The following is a 20,255-nucleotide window of genomic DNA, read 5'->3' on the forward strand; positions in this document are numbered from 1 at the left end:
AACTCTCTGATAATAACGACTTTCTGAGAAATAGTCGGGCTGCCCTAGGGGGCTTTGTGATTCCTCACGCAGCCATGTTATCGCTTTGAACCAGGAGAGACCTCATGGCTTTGATTCCCCTTCGCGTGCTGTTGGATCACGCTGCTGAAAACTCGTACGGCGTGGCTGCTTTCAATGTGAACAACATGGAGCAGATCCAGTCGATCATGGAAGCCGCGCAGGAAACCGATTCGCCGGTTATCGTTCAGGCTTCGCGTGGTGCTCGTAAGTACTCGCAGGACAACTACCTGCGTCACCTGATGCTGGCCGCTTCGGAACTCTACCCGAACATTCCAATCGTCATGCACCAGGATCACGGCAACAGCCCTGAAACCTGCATGAGCGCCATCGAAAATGGTTTCACCTCGGTGATGATGGACGGTTCGCTGGAAGCGGACGGCAAGACACCAGCCAGCTACGAATACAACGTCGACGTCACCAAGAAGGTCGTCGAAATGGCCCACGCCAAGAACGTGAGCGTCGAAGGCGAACTGGGTTGCTTGGGTTCGCTGGAAAGCGGCATGGGCGAAGCAGAAGATGGTCACGGTGCTGAAGGCGAACTGAGCCACGACCAACTGCTGACCGACCCAGAAGAAGCCGAACGCTTCGTTGCTGAAACCGGCGTCGACGCTCTGGCCGTTGCCATCGGTACCAGCCACGGTGCTTACAAGTTCACCAAGGCTCCTACCGGTGACGTGCTGGCCATGGATCGTATCGAAGCGATTCACAAGCGTCTGCCAAACTGCCACCTGGTGATGCACGGTAGCTCGAGCGTTCCACAAGAACTGCAAGACATCATCAACCAGTACGGCGGCGAAATTAAGCAGACCTACGGCGTGCCAGTTGAAGAAATCCAACGCGGTATCAAGAGCGGCGTCCGTAAGATCAACGTCGACACTGACAACCGTATGGCCATCACCGGTGCCATCCGTAAGATCCTGATGGAAAAGCCATCGGAATTCGATCCACGTGCTTACCTGACTCCAGCTCGCGAAGCGATGAAGAAGGTTTGTATCGATCGCATGGTTGCCTTCGGTCAAGCTGGCCAGGCTTCCAAGATGCGTGCCGCGAACCTGGTCTAAATCACGACCTGGTTCCCTCGAACAAAGAAGGGCTGTGCATCTCGCGCAGCCCTTTTTTTGTAGGTGCCTTCGACCACAAGCTAAGCGTCCTCGTTCGCCGTTGCTGTCTTCTTTCCGTTAAGGAATTGCCCAGTGGCTGTTCAACCGAAAGTGTTTCACGACCCTGCCCTGCTCCGCGCCGAGATCCGCAAGGCTCAAGCCGCCGGTAAGCATGTGGGCCTCGTTCCAACGATGGGGGCTTTGCACGAAGGGCACTTGAGCCTGGTCGAAGCTTCGCAGAACGAATGCGACGTGACCGTCGTGACGATCTTCGTCAACCCGACGCAGTTCGCCCCCGGCGAGGACTTCGAAAAGTATCCCCGAACGCTCGATGCCGACCTGGAATTGCTTTCACAATTCGATCCGGTGTGGGTGCTGGTTCCGGAGGTGGAAGCGATGTACCCGACCGGCAGTTCGACCGTGGTTCAAGCTCCCAAGGTGTCGCTTCCATTGGAAGGGGCATTTCGGCCAGAGCATTTCGACGGCGTGGCGACCATCGTGCTGAAGCTGTTTCAAGCCGCCCCGGCCGACAAGGCCTACTTCGGGCAGAAAGACTTTCAGCAGGTCCGCGTCATTCAAGAGATGGTTCGCGATTTGATCGTGCCGATCGAGATCGTGCGTTGTCCGATCGTTCGCGAAGCGGATGGTTTGGCAATGAGCTCGCGGAATCGCTATCTGTCATCGGAAGAGCGTGAAATTGCGTTGAGCATTTCACGAAGTTTGACCGAGGCGGGCCAGCAAATCGCCGCCGGTCAGCGAGACGCCGCCGAACTGGTGCGTACAATGGAGCAAACGCTGGTGGCAGCCGGGATTAGTAAGCTGGATTACATTGCCGTGGCCGACCCAACGACCCTGGAATCGGTACAGACAATCGATGCCCAGGTCGTTATCCTGGTGGCTGCTCGGGTCGGAACGACACGTCTGATCGACAACATGTTGTTCAGCCCGGTGGATGTTCCTTAATCCTCTTTTCCCCGATACCGATCGTGCAACGCACCCTGTTATTGATCCCCGTTCCTGAGCAACTTTTTGGCCTGCCTGTGGTGGGCTGGGGATGGCTGTTAATCGTCTGGGGCATCATTGTTGCCATCTGGATCGGATTGCTGTCGCGAAAGCCCAAGTTCCAGCAAGAGCTGCTGGGGCATCTGCCGCTGTTCGTGGTGGTCTCGGCCGCGATAGTCTACGTGTTGCCGATGCTCCGAGTTGAAGAAGCGGGCCAGTGGGGCTTTCCGGTGCGTGGCTATGGCGTGCTGCTCGTTGCGGCGATTGTCTCGGCCGTCGGCCTGGCGGCGTATCGTGCCCAGCGGATGGGACTCAACCCGGAAGTTATCTATTCGCTGGCCATGGTGATCATCGTCTGCGGCGTGATCGGTGCACGCGTGTTTTTTGTGATTCAATATTGGGACAACTTCTATCGTCCCGGCAATTGGCGGGCAACGCTTGGCGAGATCTTCAAGGTGACCGAAGGCGGAATCGTGGTGTACGGTTCGCTGATCGGTGCGGCGGTTTCGTTTGCCGTGTTTTGTTATCGCAAGCAAATCCCCGCCCTCGCGTTGGCCGACTTGATCGCGCCAAGCTTGATGATTGGCATGTTCTTCGGGCGGCTTGGCTGTTTCATGAATGGCTGCTGCTACGGCGGCCTTTGCACCTTGCCGACCGCCGTGCAGTTTCCGCCAGACTCGCCGCCATTTCAGCGGCATATGGAGAATGGTTCGTTCTATGGACTGCTGTTCGCCCAGGACGACGAAGGGGAAGTGCGGATCGCGAACATCTTGCCAGACTCGGCCGCCAGTAAGAACGACAAGATCGAGATCGGAGACACGGTACTTAGCATCAACGGATATGCCTTGAAGGGGCAGCCGGTTCCAGCGATGGAAGTGCTGCGAAGTCGCTTGATGGCGACCTGGATGACGAAAGAAGCATCGCGCGGTTTGCTGGAGATGAAGCTCAAAGATAAGGGCTCGGTGCCGCTGCATGTCGATGGGTTGCCGGCGCGATCGTTGCCCGTTCATCCGACTCAGATTTACAGCAGCATTAATGGTTTGATTTTGTGTCTGCTGGTGTTGGCGTACTATCCATTTCGCAAAGTGGATGGGGAAGTCATCGCGTTGACTTTGGGGCTCTATTCGGTCGCTCGTTTCCTGCTGGAAGTAATCCGAACCGACGAGTACGCGATCGGTGGAACCGGTCTGACGATTTCGCAGAATGTAAGCGTGGTGATCTTCCTGCTGTCGGTCACGCTGTTTGTCTATGCTCGGCTTCGGAATGAGCCACTTGCCTGGCCGCGCGTTAGTGCATAAGAATGGGGCATCTTTTCTGGGAGTTTGCTCTCGTTTCAGGATGCCCCCTTCATGCCGACATTTATTCCTGCCCCTTCCATTATCGAGGCCGCCGGCAACAAGCCGAAGGTTATCCAAGAGTTTATCGGTCACGTAAACTCGCAAACTTCTGATGTGAGCATCGCTCGCATGATCAGCCCCAGTGGCTGGGTCGAACCGGGGCAGACGCCGCAGTTCGACGAATATACGCTGGTGCTCAAAGGCGAGCTGACCGTGGAATCGAAGGAAGGTGTCCAAGTGGTTTCGGCGGGTCAGGCAATAATTGCGAAAAAAGGAGAATGGATTCGCTACAGTAGTCCCCATTCCGAAGGTGCCGAATATATTGCCGTTTGTTTGCCGGCTTTCTCGCCCGATACGGTCCATCGCGATCCTTCCTAGCGGCAACCTCGGCTGGAACCTCGATAAAGCTCGATGTTTCAGCTACGATGAAGCTATCCTTTCCTCGTCCCCATTGAGCCACTCGTCGCGGTCCCCTTGAGGCTCGTTGGTCAGTTTCCTGGCAACAATCACTCCTCATCTCAACCTTCTTGGCTAGTTCTTCGTGTCCGACGACTCGTTTCTGATTCAGCGCATTCTTCAAGGCGATTCGGCTGCCTATGAAGAGATTGTGCGCTGTTACCAGCAGCGACTATTCAACACGATGGTGCATATCCTCGGTTCCAAAGAAGATGCTGAAGATGTTGTGCAAGAGTCGTTTGTCCAGGCCTATCTGAAGCTAGGGTCGTTCCAGGGGAACAGTGCCTTCTATACATGGCTCTATCGCATCTCGTTTAACATTGCGATCAGCCATCGTCGTCGACGCAAGAAGGTGCACTCGATCGATCAGGTGCGGGAAGACATCGGCAACGAGCCCGTCGATCGGGGCGAAGGACCTGGGCATCGCCTGGAACAGCAAGAGAGCGTTCGCCAGGTGCATGAAGCCATCGGCAAACTTACCGAAGAGCATCGCGACGTACTCGTCCTGCGCGAGCTGGAAGGGATGGACTACGATCGTATTGCCGACGTGCTGGAACTGCCCGTCGGAACGGTTCGCAGTCGACTGCATCGAGCACGAACCCATCTGAAAGAATGTCTCGAGGTGATGATCGCCCAGTCCGAGCGAGGCACCTCGTAGCCTCGCCCGCGACGTCTTCGCCACCGGCTCGATCTAGCTTTCGAGTTCCGGAATAGTAACCTCGGCTGCTTCTGCCGACGGAGGTGGAACCAGTGGGAAGATTACTTCTGGCTTCGCGAAGTAAATGTAGATGCTGCTTACCACAACGATCAGGCCAATGCCGACGGGCCAGGCCAATGGCCAACTGGTCATGTCGACGACGCCGGCATCTTCCTGAACGTAAGGCGTATCGCGTGGTGCGACGACGGCCATCAGCAACTGGAAGGCAACCAGGATAATGAAGACCAAACCCAGGAAGTGGAAGTCATAGAACGACTGGTTCAGGTCGAACGCATTTCCCTTGGTGAGTGGCTGAATGCCGAAGTAGAAGATCGCGATCACGGCAAAGCCAGTGATTAGGGCGATGTCAGCGGCGATCTTCGGAGCACGCTTCGAGATCATACCGACCAAAACGACCGAGAAAATCGGGATGAAGTACAAGCCATTCATCTTCTGCAGGTAACCAAAGATGCTCTCTTGGCCTGCCAGCAGGGGAGCGATGGTCATCGAGACGATCGCCAGGATCGTACCGAACACCTTGCCCGACCAGATCACGCGATCGTCGGTGGCATCGGGGTGCAGCATCTGCTTGTAAACGCCCAGGCTGAACAACGTAGCCGTACTGTTGAGTGCCGAGTTGAATGAACTGAGAATTGCCCCCACCATCACCGCGGCAAAGAAGCCAATCAGTGGTTTCGGCAGGACGTTCTTCACCAACTCGCCATAGGCCTGGTCGTTGGCAATCGTGTCGCCATACAAGTGGAAAGCAATCAGGCCCGGCACGACCAGGATCATCGGGGCCAGAACTTTCAAGCCGCCCGCCATCAGCACGCCCTTCTGACCTTCCTTCAAGCTGCTGGCGCCGAAGGTTCGCTGAATGATCTGCTGATTGGTGCACCAATAGAACAAGTTGAGCAGCAGCACACCGCTAAACAGCGTGGTGAAGGGGACCGACGAAGTCGAAGAGCCGAGCGAGTTGAACTTATCGGGGTTGGCTTCCTGCATGGTATTTAATGCCGAGAAGATGCCATCGCCACCGACCGCTTGCAGACCGAAGTAAACAATCAGAAAACCACCCACCAGCAAGCCGAAGCCGTTGATGGTATCGGAAACGGCAACCGTTCGCAGGCCACCGAAAATCGCGTAGACCGAACCGATGATGCCGATCAACCAAACGGTGCCCCACAAGATGCCATAGTCGGCACCGCTCATGCCGGCGTCGGGAGCACCGCTGGCGGTTGCGTCCTGGGTAATGCCCAGAATGCCTTTGATATCGAGGATACCGCTCAGCCCCATCGCACCGGTGTAAAGGATGATGGGCAGCAAGATTCCTGCGTAAGCGACGATAAAGATCAGCGACGTGATTGCACGGGTCGAGTCGCCGAAGCGGTTTTCGAGGTACTCCGGAATCGTCGCGATACCGCTCTTCAAGTAGCGTGGCAGAAAGAACAACGCCATGATCACCAGCGAAGCACCGGCCAGGACTTCCCAGGCCATCACGCAGATACCATCTTTGAAGGCCGCTCCATTGAGCCCAACCAATTGTTCGGTCGAGAGGTTGGTCAACATGAGCGAGCCAGCGATGTAGCCGCCAGTCAGCGAACGGCCGGCCAGAAAGTAACCAGCCGACGAGCTATGGTCGTCTTTTCGGGTGAGAACCCAGGTGATGGCACCGACTAACGCGGTGAAGAAGACGAACGAACCAAGCGTAATGATCGTTTCAAGCATTGGGGCTGCCTGTGAACTATTGCGGGAGCATGAGGAGCGGGCAAACCTTTGAGGTTAACCCGGACCGACGAGGTAGCAATGAGAAAACCTTAGGAGCTTTTGAGAAATGTTGCGAAATTTACTAGCGCCTGACAAGCCCCTCGCATGAATTCGTCAGGCAGAATCTCGCGGGAATCGCCAGCATTGTTGGGGTGAGATACGGTTCCATCGGCCCGCAGCGAAGGGGCGATTTCTTTCAGTTTTGGGCAATCATTCGCCCGCGAAACCGCCGATGGAACAAATAGAGCCGTACTCTCGTCTAAATTCGGCTAACCACAGCGAACCTGCTTGGGTTCTGCATAGAATGGTTATAGGAACAACGGTTTTTGAGAGAGGCGTAGCAATGTTTTTTATCGTATCGATTCTGAAGCAGCAGAAGAAACAGAAGTAGCTTTCGGCTGAACCAGCCTACTTCTGAGGCGACCCGTCACCGGCCTCGAACTTCGGTAGCGGGAGCGGTTCATCTTCCAGGGGAACGAGTCGCATCTCGATCATCGCGAACTCTCCCACCAGCGGGATTCCGGTCATCTCAACCACGACGCGATAGTCGGCCGGAGCATCCAGAGTGATTTCTCCCATTTGCGTCGTCATCACCGGCTGATCGTTTTTGCTCAGCATGATCTTCTCTTCAACGAATCGCCGCTCTCCGATGTGAATGCGCATCTGCGCTTCTTGTGTCGGGCTTAAGCAAACGGCGTCGACCTCGACCCGGTAGGTGCCGGGAACTGCCAAATGAACTTGCCAGCTCGCCTGGTCGGCTCGGGTACGGAAACCAGAAATCCGGTCGCGATCGTCAACTTCCAGCTGCTTTCCGGCCAGGGCGGCCATCAAAGGGGAAAGCCGAGCGGTCCGGTCCGAGTCTTGTTGAACGGTCGCCGGCGGATCGATCTTGGCGGTCGGCTCTGGGGTCTGGGCCGGGGAAATCGACTCGGTACGAATGGACGAAGGAGTCGGTTTCGGAGGTTCTTCCGGCTTCTGGCAGCCAACCACCAGGCACGCGAAGAGACATGTCAGGGGAAATTTGAGCGCAGACAAAGTAGCAGTTTTCTTCCTTCCAGGGGGATTGGTTGCTAGAATAGGACCGTTCGGCTTTCGATTCTTTTCTCTGGAAAGTGTGTGTGGCATCGTCTCGTCCATCATACCGTTTGGAAGATATTCTCGCCTTAAACGCCGAGATTATTTCCCTATCGCGGGTTGAATTGCCGCTCGACCCACACTTGGGAAGGATGAGCAAAGAACTCAACGGTCGACTGCGTCGATTGGGTGAGGATCTTGCTCAGCGAATTCACGCCGGACAATCGCTCGACGAAGCGATCGAGGAACTGGGCACTGGCTTCCCGCCCATGTACCGGGCAGTGGTGACGGCCGGGTTGAGAAGTGGTCGACTGACCTCTGCCTTAGAAGACATCGCAGCCACCGCCCGACGGATTCAAAAGGTGCGGATCTCGTACCTCACGGCCTCGGTTTATCCCGCCATCATTCTGATTTTGACCGGCGTCTTCGGCGCGACGATCGGGATGGAGCAGCTCCACCAGATGCGAACGGTCTGCGAGACCTCGTACATTCCGGCCGACTCGCACATTTATACCGCCATCGATTTCTTCCTGGCACTGCGACCGATGTTCCTCGCCTTGATCCCGATCGGCACGCTGATGCTACTGTTGATCGCTCTGCTTCAGGTTTGGCCTTCATCGCTGTTTCTGGGCGATGGTATCGTGCCCTGGTTATTACCCGGTGCACGGAAGATCGCTCGCAATTGTCAGTGGGCAATGGTGTTCGACCTGATGGGCCTGTTGCTGAAGCATCAATGTCCTTTGCCTGACGCGGTTCGTTTGGCGACCGCGGCGACCGGCAGTCGCAAGATGACCGCCAGCGGCAACGAGTGGGCGGACCGAATTGAAAAAGGGGACGTGCATTCCGCTCCAGCCGAGTTGACGCCAATCAGTCGTTGGTTGTTGGCGTCGAAGCTCGAACCCGATGCCTTAGCCGAGAGCCTGTCTTTGGCTGGGCAGAGATATTTCGCCCAGGCCCGGCGCCAGAGCCTTTGGATCCAGAACCAGTTGCCGATCTACGCGACGCTGGGCATTGGAGGCATCGTGGTGGTGTTGTATGCCTCGATGCTCTTCATTCCTTGGATTTCTATTCTTCGCTACGTGTTGATTCCCGCTTAACCTAATCCCCTTCCCCGCGTTTCGTTCATGCAATCACCTTTGGAAGATTCGAACCACGATTCCGATCGGAATCGCGCGCCGTCCGGCATGGACGAGTCGACCGGAGGTTCTTCCGTGGCGACTTCTCCGCCGCAGAAGATCGAACTGAACGAAGAGGAATCGGCCGAACTGTTACGTTGTATCAGCGAGTTGTCGAAGGCGGGCTTGCCGCTGGACGAAGGATTGGATGCGTTCGCGGAAGAGGCCTCGCGCCGAAAGCTGAAGCAGGCCTTCCGTCAACTGGCCGCCGAGGTACGTGCTGGGGGCAATCCCCTGGTCGATCACGACCTTAGCTTCGTGCGTCTGCCGAAGTACCATCAAAAGCTATTGGTTGCCGGCATCCAGTCGAATCGCCTCGGAGACACGCTCTTCGATCTGCTGGAAGAAGAGAGCTGGCGAAAAGAATATTGGCGAGACCTATGGGCTGCCCTCTCGTATCCGATGCTGCTGGCGATTGTCACTCTGGTGCTGATCGACCTGTTGAACGTGTTCATCATGCCGATGATCCAATCGCAGTTCATGTCGATCTACGAAGAGTTTGAACTCGACCTGCCATTCGACCCGGCCATTTTCCAGTCGACCACCATTTCCTGGACCAGTTTCTTCTGTCTGGGCATGGTAGGCATGCTGCTGATTCCGGCTTGTCTAACCCCTGCCCAGGCCGCCATGCTGCGTCGCAGTTTGCCGATCCTGGGCAAGGTGCATTGGTGGTACGAAGTGCTCGACTTGTTGGTGAAGCTACGAATCTTAATTCGTCAGGGGCTGCCAATCTCGGAAGCGTTGCCGTTGCTGAAAGATGCTGTTTCCAGTCGACGCTATTCCGAACTGGTCGTCATCTGGGGCGAACAACTGGAACAAGGCAAGTCACTCGCCGAGGTTTGGCAAAATTCGTTCGATGTCCCTTCGTCGATTTTGCCGTTGATTCGCTGGGGCGAGCAAAGTGGCCAATTGGACGAAGCCCTCGAAAGCGCCGAACTGCTGTTGAAAGAACGCCTCGCGCTGCGGCGTGAGTTGATTCGAAAGATTGGACCTCCGTTTATCACCACCATCGTGCTGGCGGCGCTGTTCTGGGCGGCCATTCGTTTGGCGGTGTTGATTTCGCCGATGATCGATCTCATTCAAGCGTTGAGCTAAATGGACGTATTTTATCACCTTCAGAATCTGTGGATGGCTGTCCTGCTTGGGATGGTCCTGCTGGTTCTGGCTACCCAGTGGGATAGCACCACGCACGAGCAGCCGACGATGATGCGTCGCTCGCTGCGACTGTTGGCGTGGCTATTCATCTGCATCGGCGGCATGGGCTGGTGGGTTGGTGTGTCGGGCTTCGTGGCGATCATCCTGATTCCGTTTGTCTGCCTGGTGCTGTTTGGCTTCGGGATTCAGCGGTATCGCGTGATGGAGAATCGCGGGCTGATGTCGGTTGTTCTGGCAGGGCTCGAAAAAGGGATCCCGCCGATCGCCAGCGTGGTGGCCTATCGGCAGGAAGCAACCGGGCTTCAAGAACGCCGGGCAGGTCAGTTGGCCAAGTCCATGGGTGCCGGTATGCCAATGGTCGACGCGGCCCGCAAGTCGAAGGTATTCCTGCCGGCGGAAACGTTAATGACCCTGGAACTGGGAAGTGCCCTGGGAAGCGTTCCGGAAGTGAATCGACATTCCAAGCGATTCACCGGTGACGACACCGTGAACTATGGCAACCTCGACATCTTCCTCGGCGGCTTGATCACTGTGGTGATGGTTGGCTTCTTTCAGGTCGCGTTACTCACGTTCATGGAAGCGAAGATCAAGCCGGTCTTGGCGATGATTCTGAATGATTTCGATATTGGTTCGAGCACGTTCCCGGCGATCTGGGGCTGGAGCGAATGGTCGACCGACGTGATCTTGTGGTGCTTGTATTTTGTGATTCCGATTGCCTTCCTACTATTTTTGATGGTGGTGATGGTGCAGTTCGGTTGGTTCAGCGAGCTCCCCTGGGGCCTGCGTTGGGTGCATGGTCCGCTGAACGAATGTCGCTTGCTGAACGTACTATCGGTAGTGGTCGCGGCCGACTTGCCGCTACAAAGTGCCTTGGAAGTGATTAAGACCAAGTTCCCGGCCGACCGGGTACGGCGGATTGCCCGGCATGTGCACGCCCAGCAAAGGGCCGGCGGCAACTGGATTGAAGCCCTGCGGATGGAAGGCGTTTTGAATCGGGGGGAAGCGGCCCTGGTCACTTCGGCTCAAGAGGCTGGCAACCTGGCGTGGGCGCTCAAAGAGGTCTCCGTCGGAAAGCGTCGTCGGCATCTGCTGCGGATGGCGCCGGCGATAAAAATACTTCTCCCAATTCTGGTTTTGTTGGCCGCAACTTCGGTTCTTTTTGGTGCCATCGGAATCTTCCTGCCTATCATAAATCTGGTGACCAATCTTTCGTTGTCCACGGCGGGGTGGAACTAACATGCAGCACAAGGCTCAAAAATCGGGACTTTCCGTACTCGAGTGCGTCGTCGCACTGTCGGTATTGGCCGCGATGCTGACGACTGTGTTGTCGATTCAGGTGCTGCAGTCGACACGCATCGGCCTGGCCAAGCATCGCCTGGCAGCCGAGCAAACCCTGAACAATCTCGCCCAACGGATCCTCGCGGCGGAAAGCGGTGCATCCGTTTCGCCAGACGTCGTCCAGCAGTGGGCAACCAGCATGGAACAGGCACAAAACCTGCCGCCAAAGACCTTGCAAATTGCGATCAACCAGGTCGACGAGCCAGTCGCCGGACAACGGTTTGAACTGTCGTGGGTGCCTGCCTCGAAAAAGCTCCCCAGTTACTCGCTGGTGACCTGGCGATTCTCAGGCGAGGAACCTGCCACCGCCGACACTCCTGCCGAGGAGGCCCAGCCATGATGCGGTTACGAAAACGCGGGTCAAGTCTGGTCGAATGTATTGTTGTGATGGCGGTGGGAAGCGTGATTGCGACGTTGTCGATCAAGCTGGTGCATCAATCGCAGATCGAGGCTAGAAATGCGTTCAGTTGGATCGATCTGCAGCAAGGCGTCGTGCGACTTGAGCGACAGTTGCGGCAAGACTTGCGGTCCGCCGAGTCCGCCACGTTGCCTGAAGCGAACCGGCTGGAACTGAAGTTGCCGGAGTCGTCGATTCAATACGAATGGAAAGAAGGGCTCGTCGAACGAATCGAGCAGTTCGGCGGGGACGAGTCCGCCGGCAAGCGGCACGAAGGGTATCGCCTGCGTGGCTGTCTGTTCGAGATGTCGCAGCCTTCCGACAACCTGATTCAGTTGGTGGTGAAGCCGAACGTTGGCAAACCTTCAGCCGAAACCTATCGCATCGAGCAAGCCGTCGGGAGGCAACCATGAATCGTTCCCTTCAGCAACGACGTGGCTTTGTGTCGGTGATTGTGCTGGTGGCCATGGTCGCCGCGGTGTTGATCGCGACTGCTTCGTTGTCGCGTGTCACCACGCAGACTTCCAGCCAACGCCGCAACATCGATCAATCGCAGGTCGATCTGCTGGCGGAAGCCGGCATCTCGCTTGCCCAAGTCCGACTGGCCAAGGATGCTGCCTATTCCGGAGAAACCTGGGATCTGGCGGCCGGTGCCCAGGGCATGAAGTACCCGGCCACGGTCACGATTAAAACCTCGGAGTCCGGCCAACCCAGCCAGCGGAAGGTCGAGGTCGACGTTCAATTGGGAGATAACCCCGCCCGAACGATCCGAGCGAAACGAACTATCAATCTTTCCCTCCCTGAGTCGGAGCAAGAATAAATGACGACACGAAACAAACGCGGATTCACGCTGGTGGAACTGTTGGTGGTGATCGCCATCATCGGTGTCTTGATCGCTCTCTTGTTGCCAGCCGTTCAACAGGCACGCGAGGCCGCTCGACGTTTGTCGTGCACCAATCGCCTCGCCCAGTTGATCCTGGCCGTGCACAACTACGAATCGGCCAACAGCGTCTTCCCTGCTGGCTCGATCAACGACACCGGTCCGATCAAGAACTCGCCGCACGGATACCATCACAACTGGATCTCGGCGACGCTTCCTTACCTGGGCGATGCGACGACGTACGATCACATCGATTTCACCAAGAGCGTTTACGACAAGGCGCAGAACGGCCCACGCGAGCTCTATTTGGAAGTGCTCGATTGTCCTTCCAGCCCGACTAGCCGAGCCAATAGTCGCGTCGGCCTGTCGCACTACGTTGGTTTTCATAACCACTGCGAGCTACCGATCAACACGACCAATACCGGCGCGTTCATTTTGAATAAGGCGCTCTCGGCCAACGACTTCCGCGATGGTCTCGCGTTCACACTGTTCCTCGGCGAAGCGGAAGTGACGCCTCCGAGCAATCTGGGATGGATGAGCGGTACCCGTGCCTCGCTACGAAACACAGGCTCGCAGCCAAACGCCAGCGGAGCCCCGATTCCGTTGCCGAACGTTTACACCGACAAGGAATGGCTTAATACGCTCGAAATGTCTCCACAGGATTCGATGGATATCCAGGGGGAATTCGGAGGGATCGAAGAGTTTACTTCGGAAGATGACGAAGAAGAGGCCGAAGAAGATACCCAGGCCAAAGAAGCGAACGCGAAAGCTCAGCTTTTAACCGAGAAGGACTTCATGAACTTCGACGGCAAAGGTATTCCGCTGCCTTCCAAGGCGGCTGGAATCTTTGGTGTGATACCGAACGATCCGCTGCTTTATGTCGGCGGTGTTGGTAGCCATCATCCAGGCGGTTTGAATGCCGCCCATGGCGACGGTAGTGTCCAGTTCATTGCCGAGAGCATCAACGGCGTGACCTATCGCCAGCTGGGGCATCGTGCGGATGGTCAACTGCGCGTTGGTGACTATTAATCGAGGCCGCGGATGTTTAAAGGTCAGTCCTTTCCACTTATCTTCCTGATGCTGCTGGTCGCTTTCTCGGCGATTCTGGCACGCATTGCCATGCCGATCGTGCAGTCGTTTCAAGCGACCGATGTCTATGGTTCGGCCGTGGCGACCGATCAATGGGTGATGTGGAGTGCCGGCATGGTCGGCGGAGGAGGCATGATTGGCTTCCTGGTTGGTTGGGTGCGCGAACGATTCTGGCCAGGTGCCGTGGTGGGCTACGTCTTGGGCAACATCGTCGGCGCCATGTGCACTCCGTTTTTAGCGGTACCAGCGGCTTTAACGGCTTTGTGTGACTTGGCTTGGATCTTTATCTCGTTGCTTTTGCTCGCATTCGGGACGATACTGATTGAAAGGAAGTTTGGTAGTCAACAATCCGACGACAAATACGTGAAAGCGTTGGAAGATCGTCACGATGGATGACGATTGAAACCAGGAAAGCTCGTCTTGCCTGGTTGATCACACTTGGGGGCAAATCGATGGTAACCGATGCAAGGCGTGTCTTGCTGGTAGAAGACAATCCCGCCCATGCCAAGCTGATGATGCGCACCCTTCGAGAATTCGGCGAAGCGTTGTACATCGACCATGTGACCGATGGTGAAGCCGCCCTGGCCTATCTCTGTCGCGATGGCAAAGGGCAAGAGCCCAAACCGCTACCCAACCTGATCCTGCTCGACTTACGAATCCCGAAATTCGACGGGCTGACCGTTTTGCAGCGAATCAAAGAAGATCCGCAGCTGAAACAGATTCCTGTGGTGATTCTCACCACGTCGGATGCCGAAGCGGACGTTAAAGGCGCAACCGATCGATTCGCCAATAGCTATCTGGTTAAGCCGATTGAATACATGCAGTTTGCCAACTTGATGCGGCACATCGGTACTTATTGGACGGAACTGAACCACGCGCCCCGCAGTAATAATTAAGCGGCGTACCTGATTGTTTCCCGGCAACACTCCTTTGGCGACGGATCGCGCCGGACATCCTCTCGCGGTAGAATGATGGCAAGAAAGCTACGACTACTGATTGTGGAAGACGACCCGGCCCACGCCCGTCTAATCGTGCGTGGCTTCCGAGCCGAAATGGAAGACTTCGAGCTCACCACGCAGTTCTCGTTGAAGGACGCGCGGAAGTCGATCGACGAATGTCTGCCAGACTTGGTGATCGTCGATCTTTCGCTCCCGGATGGATTGGGGGCGGAACTGATCGAGCCGCAAGGGAAAGGCTCGCGTTACCCGGTGATGATTATCACCAGCCAGGGTGACGAACAAACGGCGGTCGACGTGCTCAAACGAGGGGCGATCGATTACGTCGTGAAGTCGGACACTGGCTTCTCGGACTTGCCCCGGCTGTCCAAGCGATCCATTCGCGAATGGCGTCTGCAGCGGGAAAAGGTCGAAGCGGAAGAGGCCCTGCGTAACAGCGAGCAGCGTTATCGAGCGTTGATCGATCATTCGCCCACTTCGATTGTGGTGGCTTGCGAAGGGAAGATCGTTCTCGCCAATGGGATGGCGCTAAAGTGTCTCGGAGCCCAGACGACATCGGAACTAGTCGGCAAGGTGATCGCCGACTTTAAAATCCCTGACGCGCACGAAATGGAAAAGCTGACCGAGTCGGCGGTCAGCGAACGGGCCCCGATGCAGATGAACGAGTACGTTCTCCAACGCATCGATGGTCGACCTCTTGATGTAGAGCTGATGTCGACCTCCGTCGATTACTACGGCCAAGAGGCGACCCAGTATGTCTTCCAGGACATCACGCTTCGTAAAGAAGCCGAAACCGAGATGCGTATTCGCGACCGTGCGATTGCCTCAGCGAGCGATGGGATCTTTATCGTGCAACTGGTCGAAGGGGAGATGTGCGTTGTCGACTGCAACCATGCCTTTCTCGATATCGTCGGTTGTCCTCGAGAAGCCGTCCGCGAAAACGGTCTAAGTGTGATTCGCTGCGACTCGCGGTACGAGGCACGTTTTCGCGTGATTGTGGCCGGGATTCACTCGTGTCGGCCAGCCCGCGATACGTTGCGAATTCATGCCAATGAAGACGAGTTCCGTTGGGTTGAAATATCCATTTCGCCGGTGCATGTTTCCGGAAGCCAGTTCACGCATGTTGTCGGCGTGGTGCACGACATTACCGAGAAGGTGCACGCCGAAGAAGAGATCCGGCGTCGCAATGCCGAACTGGCTCACTTCTTGCGGCTGACAGCGATGGGGGAACTGGTCGCAGGCCTCGCCCATGAGGTGAATCAGCCGCTCTACGCGATCTCGAATTACGCCGGCACCTGCGAGAACCTGCTGAAGGCACCCGATGTGGTCGACAAGGCTAGTGTGCAGCAGTGTGTTTCCCGGATTGGACAGCAAGCCAGGCGAGCCGCCGAGATCATTCGACGACTCCGAAATTACGTGAGCCGAACGGCGCCACGCGTCGAAGAAGTCGACATGAGCGACTTGATGAACGATGCGATTGCCTTGCTCGCGCCGCTGTTGGAAGAACAAGCGATTGAAGTCTCGATCGCTATAGATCCTTCCACACCGCAGGTATTTGTCGATAAAATCCAAATTGAACAAGTATTGATCAATTTGATTAGCAACGCGACCGATGCGATCGATGATACCAACAGCGAACGAATCATCGAGATTCACACAAGCCTGGTACAGAACAAAGACGAGTCACTGGCTCAGGTTTCGGTTCGGGACTATGGTATTGGGGTCCCACCCAACTTCGATGTTTTTGAGGCATTTCAGTCGACCAAAGAGACCGGAATGGGCATGGGACTCTCGATCAGTCGTACCATCATCGAATCGCACGGCGGCAAAATTTGGGTTGAACCTGCTCCCTCGCGCGGTACGATCTTTTTCTTCACGCTTCCCACCTCCATTCAACAGGTAACTGGTGATGTCGACGAATCCGACCGTGTTTGTCATTGACGATGACCCTGCGGCACGGGAATCGATTGGAATGCTTATTCGCTCACTTGGTCTTCAAGTCGAGACGTTCGCATCGGCCGAGCAGTATCTGCAGTCGTTCGATCCCAATCGCCCTGGCTGTGTGATTACCGATATGCGGATGCTCGGACTGAGCGGGCTGGAGCTGCAAGAACAGTTGGTCGAGATGGGCGAGCGGATTCCGGTCATTCTGATTTCGGCCCACGCCAACATGCAGATCGCGGTCAAAGCGATGCGTAACGGCGCGATCACCTTCCTCGAGAAACCTTGCCAGCAGCAGGAAATTATCGACGCCGTGAATGAAGCGATCGCGCTCGACTCGCGTTGGCGATTGGAATCGCGGGAAGCGACCGAGGCTCGCGAGAACTACGAGAAGCTCAACTCGGGCGAACGCGACGTCATGAAGCTGATGATGATCGGCAAGGCGAACAAAGTGATCGCCAATCGCCTGGACGTCAGCCTGCGTACGGTCGAAGCACGCCGACACAACGTCTTTAAGAAGATGGGTGTCGATAACATTCCGGATCTGACCCGCTTGGCGTTGAAGATCGACGAGCTGAAGGCCGAAATCGAAGCCAATACCGACAGCGGCGACGACATGGAAGAAGAATAGAACCTGACCGATTGGCTATTGGTCTAGTATCTGATCACGACTTTCTTTCGGCTGCCCGATCAGGAGGGCGCCAATGCTCAGCGTGATAATCATCGGCAAAGCTGCCACGGGATAAAGTGGTGGCGTTGGCTCGCGATTGAGATGGTCGCGCGAGACGAGCCAACTTTCTGCCCGGATCCAACCACTCTCGGTCCTCCGCCAGATCACCAGCGAGTTCGCCTCGGCACCTTGTGGCGGTGCAGGAAGCTCCACGCTGGTCCCCAGCCACAGAGCGAAAAGGACGAGCAAAAAGATGAATAAGACGCGAGCCACGGGTTCTACGATTCTGCGAGATCTGACGAGCAAGGTTCTACTGGTCAGATTGATTTGCAGCGAGTGTGCCGCGACGCCTGTCGTTGAAGGGCGTTTCGTCTTAACTTCAATCAAGAGATAAGGTTGGAGCTTCTGCGCATTTGTCGCATTCTGATGATGTGTTTTCTTTTCGCATCACTGACTTCATCGCTTATGAGGCGAAAAATCATCGTCTGACTGCGTTACATCAAAGACTTTTTGCATAAAGCGAGCGGTTCGCGGTTGGAAAGTTGCCCCAAGGATCGGAGTGACCTATTTATTTCACGTGTAGTCTGCGTTCACCGACAGCGACCGGGGAACTTATCTGCTTTCAAGAATGACGGGATGCAATTCAAGATGACTCAAAACAACTCTCTGAAAGACCTGCTGGCCGGGGCACAGTTGCCAGCACTTCCACAAAGCGCTATTCGCCTGCTTGAACTGGCTCAAGATCCAGAAAATGGTCCTGCCGAATTCGCGGTACCAATCGAAGCCGATCCAGGTCTGACCGGCCAGGTATTGCGCTTCGTCAACTCTTCGTACTTTGGTTTCTCGCGCGAGATCTCGAACGTGAAGCTGGCCATCACCCTGGTCGGTATCCGTACGATCAAGAACTTCGCTCTGTGGAGCGCGGTCTTCAGCCTGATGCCCAACCCCAAGAGTGGTCCATTCGATCTGAAGAGTCTGTGGCAAGACTCGCTGCGTCGTGGCTTGTTTGCCCGCGCTGTTGGTAAGCACCTCGGCTTGAAGGATGCTGAAGATCTTTTCGCTGCCGCTCTGCTGCAAGACATGGCCGTGCCACTGCTGGCCAAAGAACTGGGCGACAAGTATCGCGGCCTGATCGAAGGTCGTAGCGAAGGTCAGGCTCGTATCTCCGACCTGGAACGCCAGACGTTCGGTTGGACTCATGCGGAAGCAGGTGGCGTGATCGCTCGCGGGTGGAGCCTGCCAGAAAGCTTCGCCGAGCTGATCGAATCGCACCTCGATCTGGAAGACTACGTTGAATCGCCTGATAAAGAACCTGGCAAAGTCGCTGTTGCCCTGTCGGCCCTGTTGCCGGCGACCGCCGACGAATCTTGGAACGAACTGGATCGATTCCAGGCCGCCTACGACAAGGTGATGAAGGGTGGCCCATCGGTTGCCGAGACCTTGGAAAAGGTCGACAAGGACTACGAAGAATTCGCTCCGGTTCTGAAGTTGAGCAATCCTTCGATCACGCTGGTCGAACTGCTCCACCGAGCCGAAGCCAAGGCCGCGACCTAACGCATTGCGTTAGGAACGCGATCGACCGCTCTTCCTACCCGTCGAGGAGCGGTTACGTCTGAATCAAGAACTAAAAAAAGCCGCTCCGGAAGGAACGGCTTTTTTCTGTTTGGCAAAACAGGTCGTGAACGTTTGGGCTTACCAGACGAACTGGCCACCGAAGTAAGCACCGTGCAGGATCACGTCGCTGGAAGCTTGGACGTGATTGATGATTGCATAGTCTTCAAAGTTCTGTGGAATCTGGTCGGCCGACAGAGCGACGCCGCTGACAGCGACCGCACGGTAACCGCCCGAGAGCGTGAAGCAATCGAATAGCTTGTAGTCCAAGCCCAGGTCCAATTCACCGAGGAACGACACGCGACCACGCGAGCTGCTCAGGTTGAATTCGCGACCATCGTTCGGGCTGGCTGGATCGTTGACGAAGGCGTAACCAGCGGCACCGAACATTTCCGAGTCCTGCGTCGCGATGTTGCCGTAGATACCCAGCTTGCTACCCAGGTGGACGTTCCAGCGACCGTGCGACAGGTTGCCGATGAAGCCGACCTGTGGACCGATCAGGTTATTCGAGACGTCAACGTTGTAGTTGATTTCGTTCACTTCGCCGGTGTAGGCATAGTCGATCGTGTCAGCCGAGTACGACATCGATTCCGAGAATCGGAAGTATCGGATACCGCCGAGCACGCCAACCGAGAAGCTGGTGCAGCCGGTGTTGCACGAGTACAGGGTTGGATCCTGGAACAGGTTCAGTTCCAAGTTGTAGAAGTCGGAAGTACGGCGAAGACGATGGCTCAACGCGTTGTTGAAGTACGAGCTGACGTTGGAAATACCACCGTTGTTGTACGACAGGCTATGGAAAGCGTCTTCCAGAACGGTGTTCAAACTGCCGGTGACTTCGTTGTTGGTAACGGTGAACTCGGTGGAGTCACGGACGGCCCAGAAAACACCTTCGACGGCCCAGTTGCTGGCACCAAGGTATTTGCCGAGACGAACTTCGTAACCACCGGACCAGTCCATACCGGCATCGTGCGAGCCCATCACCTGACGGCCGATGTCACCTGTGTCGTAGCTGAGCCAGACTTCTTTTTCGAGGTCACGGTTCATGATCAAGGCGCCACCGTAAGCGAACCAGCGCGAGCATGGTTGGCAGCAGTCGCCGTAAACAGCTCCCAGCGAGGGATATCCTGAATTGCAATCGCCGGTGAGGCAGTCGCTCGGCGAGTAAGGGGACGAAGCAGGGCCCATGCTGTCCATCACCGATGGAGCGGGCTGATGCTTGCCTTCCAGAGCGTCCATATAGGCCTTATCGCCTTGGACTGGTTCGAGCGCGGCTTCCGGCTTGTAGCTGACCGGTTGAGTTGGCTGCGACCACAACTTGGCGGGCGCGCTTGGTTCGGCATAGTAGGTCGCACCGGGGCGATACGCCGAAGGTTGATACGGATTGCCCGGGGCTTGGGCAAACAAAGCGCTGGCACTTAGCAATCCTGCCAAGGCACCAGGTACAATTAGAAACGTCTTCATGACAAATTGCTCCACGACTTTTGCCTTGGGTTGCCGAAAGGGACGGTCCTCAAGGCTGCCAAACAATGCGGAGATACTGGCATCCGTTC

Annotated in this window: 21 protein-coding genes; 17 read left to right on the forward strand and 4 right to left on the reverse strand. The window is 56.1% G+C overall.

The annotated features are described in order from the left end of the window. Nucleotides 1-104 precede the first annotated feature (104 nt). From fba to ABD890_RS13880, 5 genes are all read left to right on the forward strand, one after another. Complete coding sequence (fba, locus tag ABD890_RS13860; RefSeq protein WP_345090345.1) at nucleotides 105-1,121, forward strand: class II fructose-bisphosphate aldolase; 1,017 nt, start codon at nucleotides 105-107, stop codon at nucleotides 1,119-1,121. A gap of 132 nt (nucleotides 1,122-1,253) precedes the next feature. After that, on the forward strand, nucleotides 1,254-2,123 hold the full coding sequence (gene panC / locus ABD890_RS13865) for a pantoate--beta-alanine ligase (RefSeq protein ID WP_345090348.1): 870 nt from the start codon (nucleotides 1,254-1,256) through the stop codon (nucleotides 2,121-2,123). Between the two features lie 23 nt (nucleotides 2,124-2,146). Beyond that, nucleotides 2,147-3,460: a prolipoprotein diacylglyceryl transferase family protein gene (locus tag ABD890_RS13870; RefSeq protein WP_345090351.1), complete on the forward strand. Its 1,314-nt coding sequence runs from the start codon at nucleotides 2,147-2,149 to the stop codon at nucleotides 3,458-3,460. Nucleotides 3,461-3,511: 51 nt separating this feature from the next. Then, nucleotides 3,512-3,877, forward strand: coding sequence for a cupin domain-containing protein (locus ABD890_RS13875; RefSeq protein WP_345090354.1), 366 nt, complete (start codon nucleotides 3,512-3,514; stop codon nucleotides 3,875-3,877). 163 nt (nucleotides 3,878-4,040) lie between these two features. Continuing rightward, on the forward strand, nucleotides 4,041-4,613 hold the full coding sequence (locus tag ABD890_RS13880; protein ID WP_345090357.1) for an RNA polymerase sigma factor: 573 nt from the start codon (nucleotides 4,041-4,043) through the stop codon (nucleotides 4,611-4,613). 33 nt (nucleotides 4,614-4,646) lie between these two features. On the opposite strand, the gene ABD890_RS13885 is transcribed toward ABD890_RS13880, so the two are convergent. Together ABD890_RS13885 and ABD890_RS13890 are read right to left on the reverse strand one after the other, a co-directional pair. After that, the gene (locus ABD890_RS13885) at nucleotides 4,647-6,380 is read right to left on the reverse strand and encodes a solute:sodium symporter family transporter (protein ID WP_345090360.1); all 1,734 of its coding nucleotides are present in this window, start codon (nucleotides 6,378-6,380) and stop codon (nucleotides 4,647-4,649) included. A 447-nt stretch (nucleotides 6,381-6,827) separates the two neighbouring features. Continuing rightward, a complete protein-coding gene (locus tag ABD890_RS13890) occupies nucleotides 6,828-7,454 on the reverse strand; it encodes a hypothetical protein (protein WP_345090363.1) in 627 nt (208 codons plus the stop codon). 83 nt (nucleotides 7,455-7,537) lie between these two features. On the opposite strand from ABD890_RS13890, the gene ABD890_RS13895 reads away from it, so the two are divergent. From ABD890_RS13895 to ABD890_RS13945, 11 genes are all read left to right on the forward strand, one after another. Next, nucleotides 7,538-8,590, forward strand: coding sequence for a type II secretion system F family protein (locus ABD890_RS13895; RefSeq protein ID WP_345090367.1), 1,053 nt, complete (start codon nucleotides 7,538-7,540; stop codon nucleotides 8,588-8,590). Nucleotides 8,591-8,704: 114 nt separating this feature from the next. Then, the gene (locus tag ABD890_RS13900) at nucleotides 8,705-9,763 is read left to right on the forward strand and encodes a type II secretion system F family protein (protein ID WP_345090369.1); all 1,059 of its coding nucleotides are present in this window, start codon (nucleotides 8,705-8,707) and stop codon (nucleotides 9,761-9,763) included. A gap of 33 nt (nucleotides 9,764-9,796) precedes the next feature. Further along, on the forward strand, nucleotides 9,797-11,059 hold the full coding sequence (locus tag ABD890_RS13905) for a type II secretion system F family protein (protein ID WP_345090373.1): 1,263 nt from the start codon (nucleotides 9,797-9,799) through the stop codon (nucleotides 11,057-11,059). A 1-nt stretch (nucleotide 11,060) separates the two neighbouring features. After that, nucleotides 11,061-11,501: a hypothetical protein gene (locus ABD890_RS13910; protein WP_345090376.1), complete on the forward strand. Its 441-nt coding sequence runs from the start codon at nucleotides 11,061-11,063 to the stop codon at nucleotides 11,499-11,501. Continuing rightward, complete coding sequence (locus tag ABD890_RS13915) at nucleotides 11,498-11,971, forward strand: PulJ/GspJ family protein (protein WP_345090378.1); 474 nt, start codon at nucleotides 11,498-11,500, stop codon at nucleotides 11,969-11,971. Before ABD890_RS13910 ends, ABD890_RS13915 begins: the two co-directional genes overlap by 4 nt. After that, on the forward strand, nucleotides 11,968-12,378 hold the full coding sequence (locus ABD890_RS13920; RefSeq protein WP_345090381.1) for a hypothetical protein: 411 nt from the start codon (nucleotides 11,968-11,970) through the stop codon (nucleotides 12,376-12,378). The genes ABD890_RS13915 and ABD890_RS13920 overlap by 4 nt, the downstream gene beginning before the upstream one ends. Continuing rightward, nucleotides 12,379-13,467, forward strand: a complete 1,089-nt coding sequence (locus tag ABD890_RS13925) for a DUF1559 family PulG-like putative transporter (protein ID WP_345090384.1) — start codon at nucleotides 12,379-12,381, stop codon at nucleotides 13,465-13,467. It begins immediately after the preceding gene. A 12-nt stretch (nucleotides 13,468-13,479) separates the two neighbouring features. After that, nucleotides 13,480-13,923 carry a hypothetical protein gene (locus tag ABD890_RS13930; protein ID WP_345090387.1) on the forward strand — a complete coding sequence of 148 codons (444 nt, stop codon included), beginning with the start codon at nucleotides 13,480-13,482 and terminating at the stop codon, nucleotides 13,921-13,923. Continuing rightward, on the forward strand, nucleotides 13,920-14,423 hold the full coding sequence (locus ABD890_RS13935) for a response regulator (protein WP_345090390.1): 504 nt from the start codon (nucleotides 13,920-13,922) through the stop codon (nucleotides 14,421-14,423). Before ABD890_RS13930 ends, ABD890_RS13935 begins: the two co-directional genes overlap by 4 nt. Nucleotides 14,424-14,495: 72 nt before the next feature. Continuing rightward, on the forward strand, nucleotides 14,496-16,424 hold the full coding sequence (locus tag ABD890_RS13940) for a PAS domain S-box protein (protein WP_345090393.1): 1,929 nt from the start codon (nucleotides 14,496-14,498) through the stop codon (nucleotides 16,422-16,424). A gap of 31 nt (nucleotides 16,425-16,455) precedes the next feature. Beyond that, the gene (locus tag ABD890_RS13945; protein WP_345090400.1) at nucleotides 16,456-17,055 is read left to right on the forward strand and encodes a response regulator transcription factor; all 600 of its coding nucleotides are present in this window, start codon (nucleotides 16,456-16,458) and stop codon (nucleotides 17,053-17,055) included. A 15-nt stretch (nucleotides 17,056-17,070) separates the two neighbouring features. On the opposite strand, the gene ABD890_RS13950 is transcribed toward ABD890_RS13945, so the two are convergent. Next, complete coding sequence (locus ABD890_RS13950) at nucleotides 17,071-17,367, reverse strand: hypothetical protein (RefSeq protein WP_345090403.1); 297 nt, start codon at nucleotides 17,365-17,367, stop codon at nucleotides 17,071-17,073. Nucleotides 17,368-17,742: 375 nt separating this feature from the next. Between ABD890_RS13950 and ABD890_RS13955 the strand changes: the two genes are divergently transcribed. Next, nucleotides 17,743-18,648 (forward strand): HDOD domain-containing protein, encoded by a 906-nt coding sequence (locus ABD890_RS13955; RefSeq protein WP_345090406.1) that lies wholly within the window; start codon nucleotides 17,743-17,745, stop codon nucleotides 18,646-18,648. Between the two features lie 138 nt (nucleotides 18,649-18,786). Here ABD890_RS13955 and ABD890_RS13960 read toward each other — a convergent pair whose 3' ends face one another. Beyond that, nucleotides 18,787-20,166, reverse strand: a complete 1,380-nt coding sequence (locus tag ABD890_RS13960; RefSeq protein ID WP_345090409.1) for a BBP7 family outer membrane beta-barrel protein — start codon at nucleotides 20,164-20,166, stop codon at nucleotides 18,787-18,789. Nucleotides 20,167-20,255 lie beyond the last annotated feature (89 nt).

It is taken from the genome of Bremerella cremea, assembly GCF_039541315.1.
In the GTDB taxonomy this organism is placed as follows: Bacteria; Planctomycetota; Planctomycetia; order Pirellulales; family Pirellulaceae; genus Bremerella; species Bremerella cremea.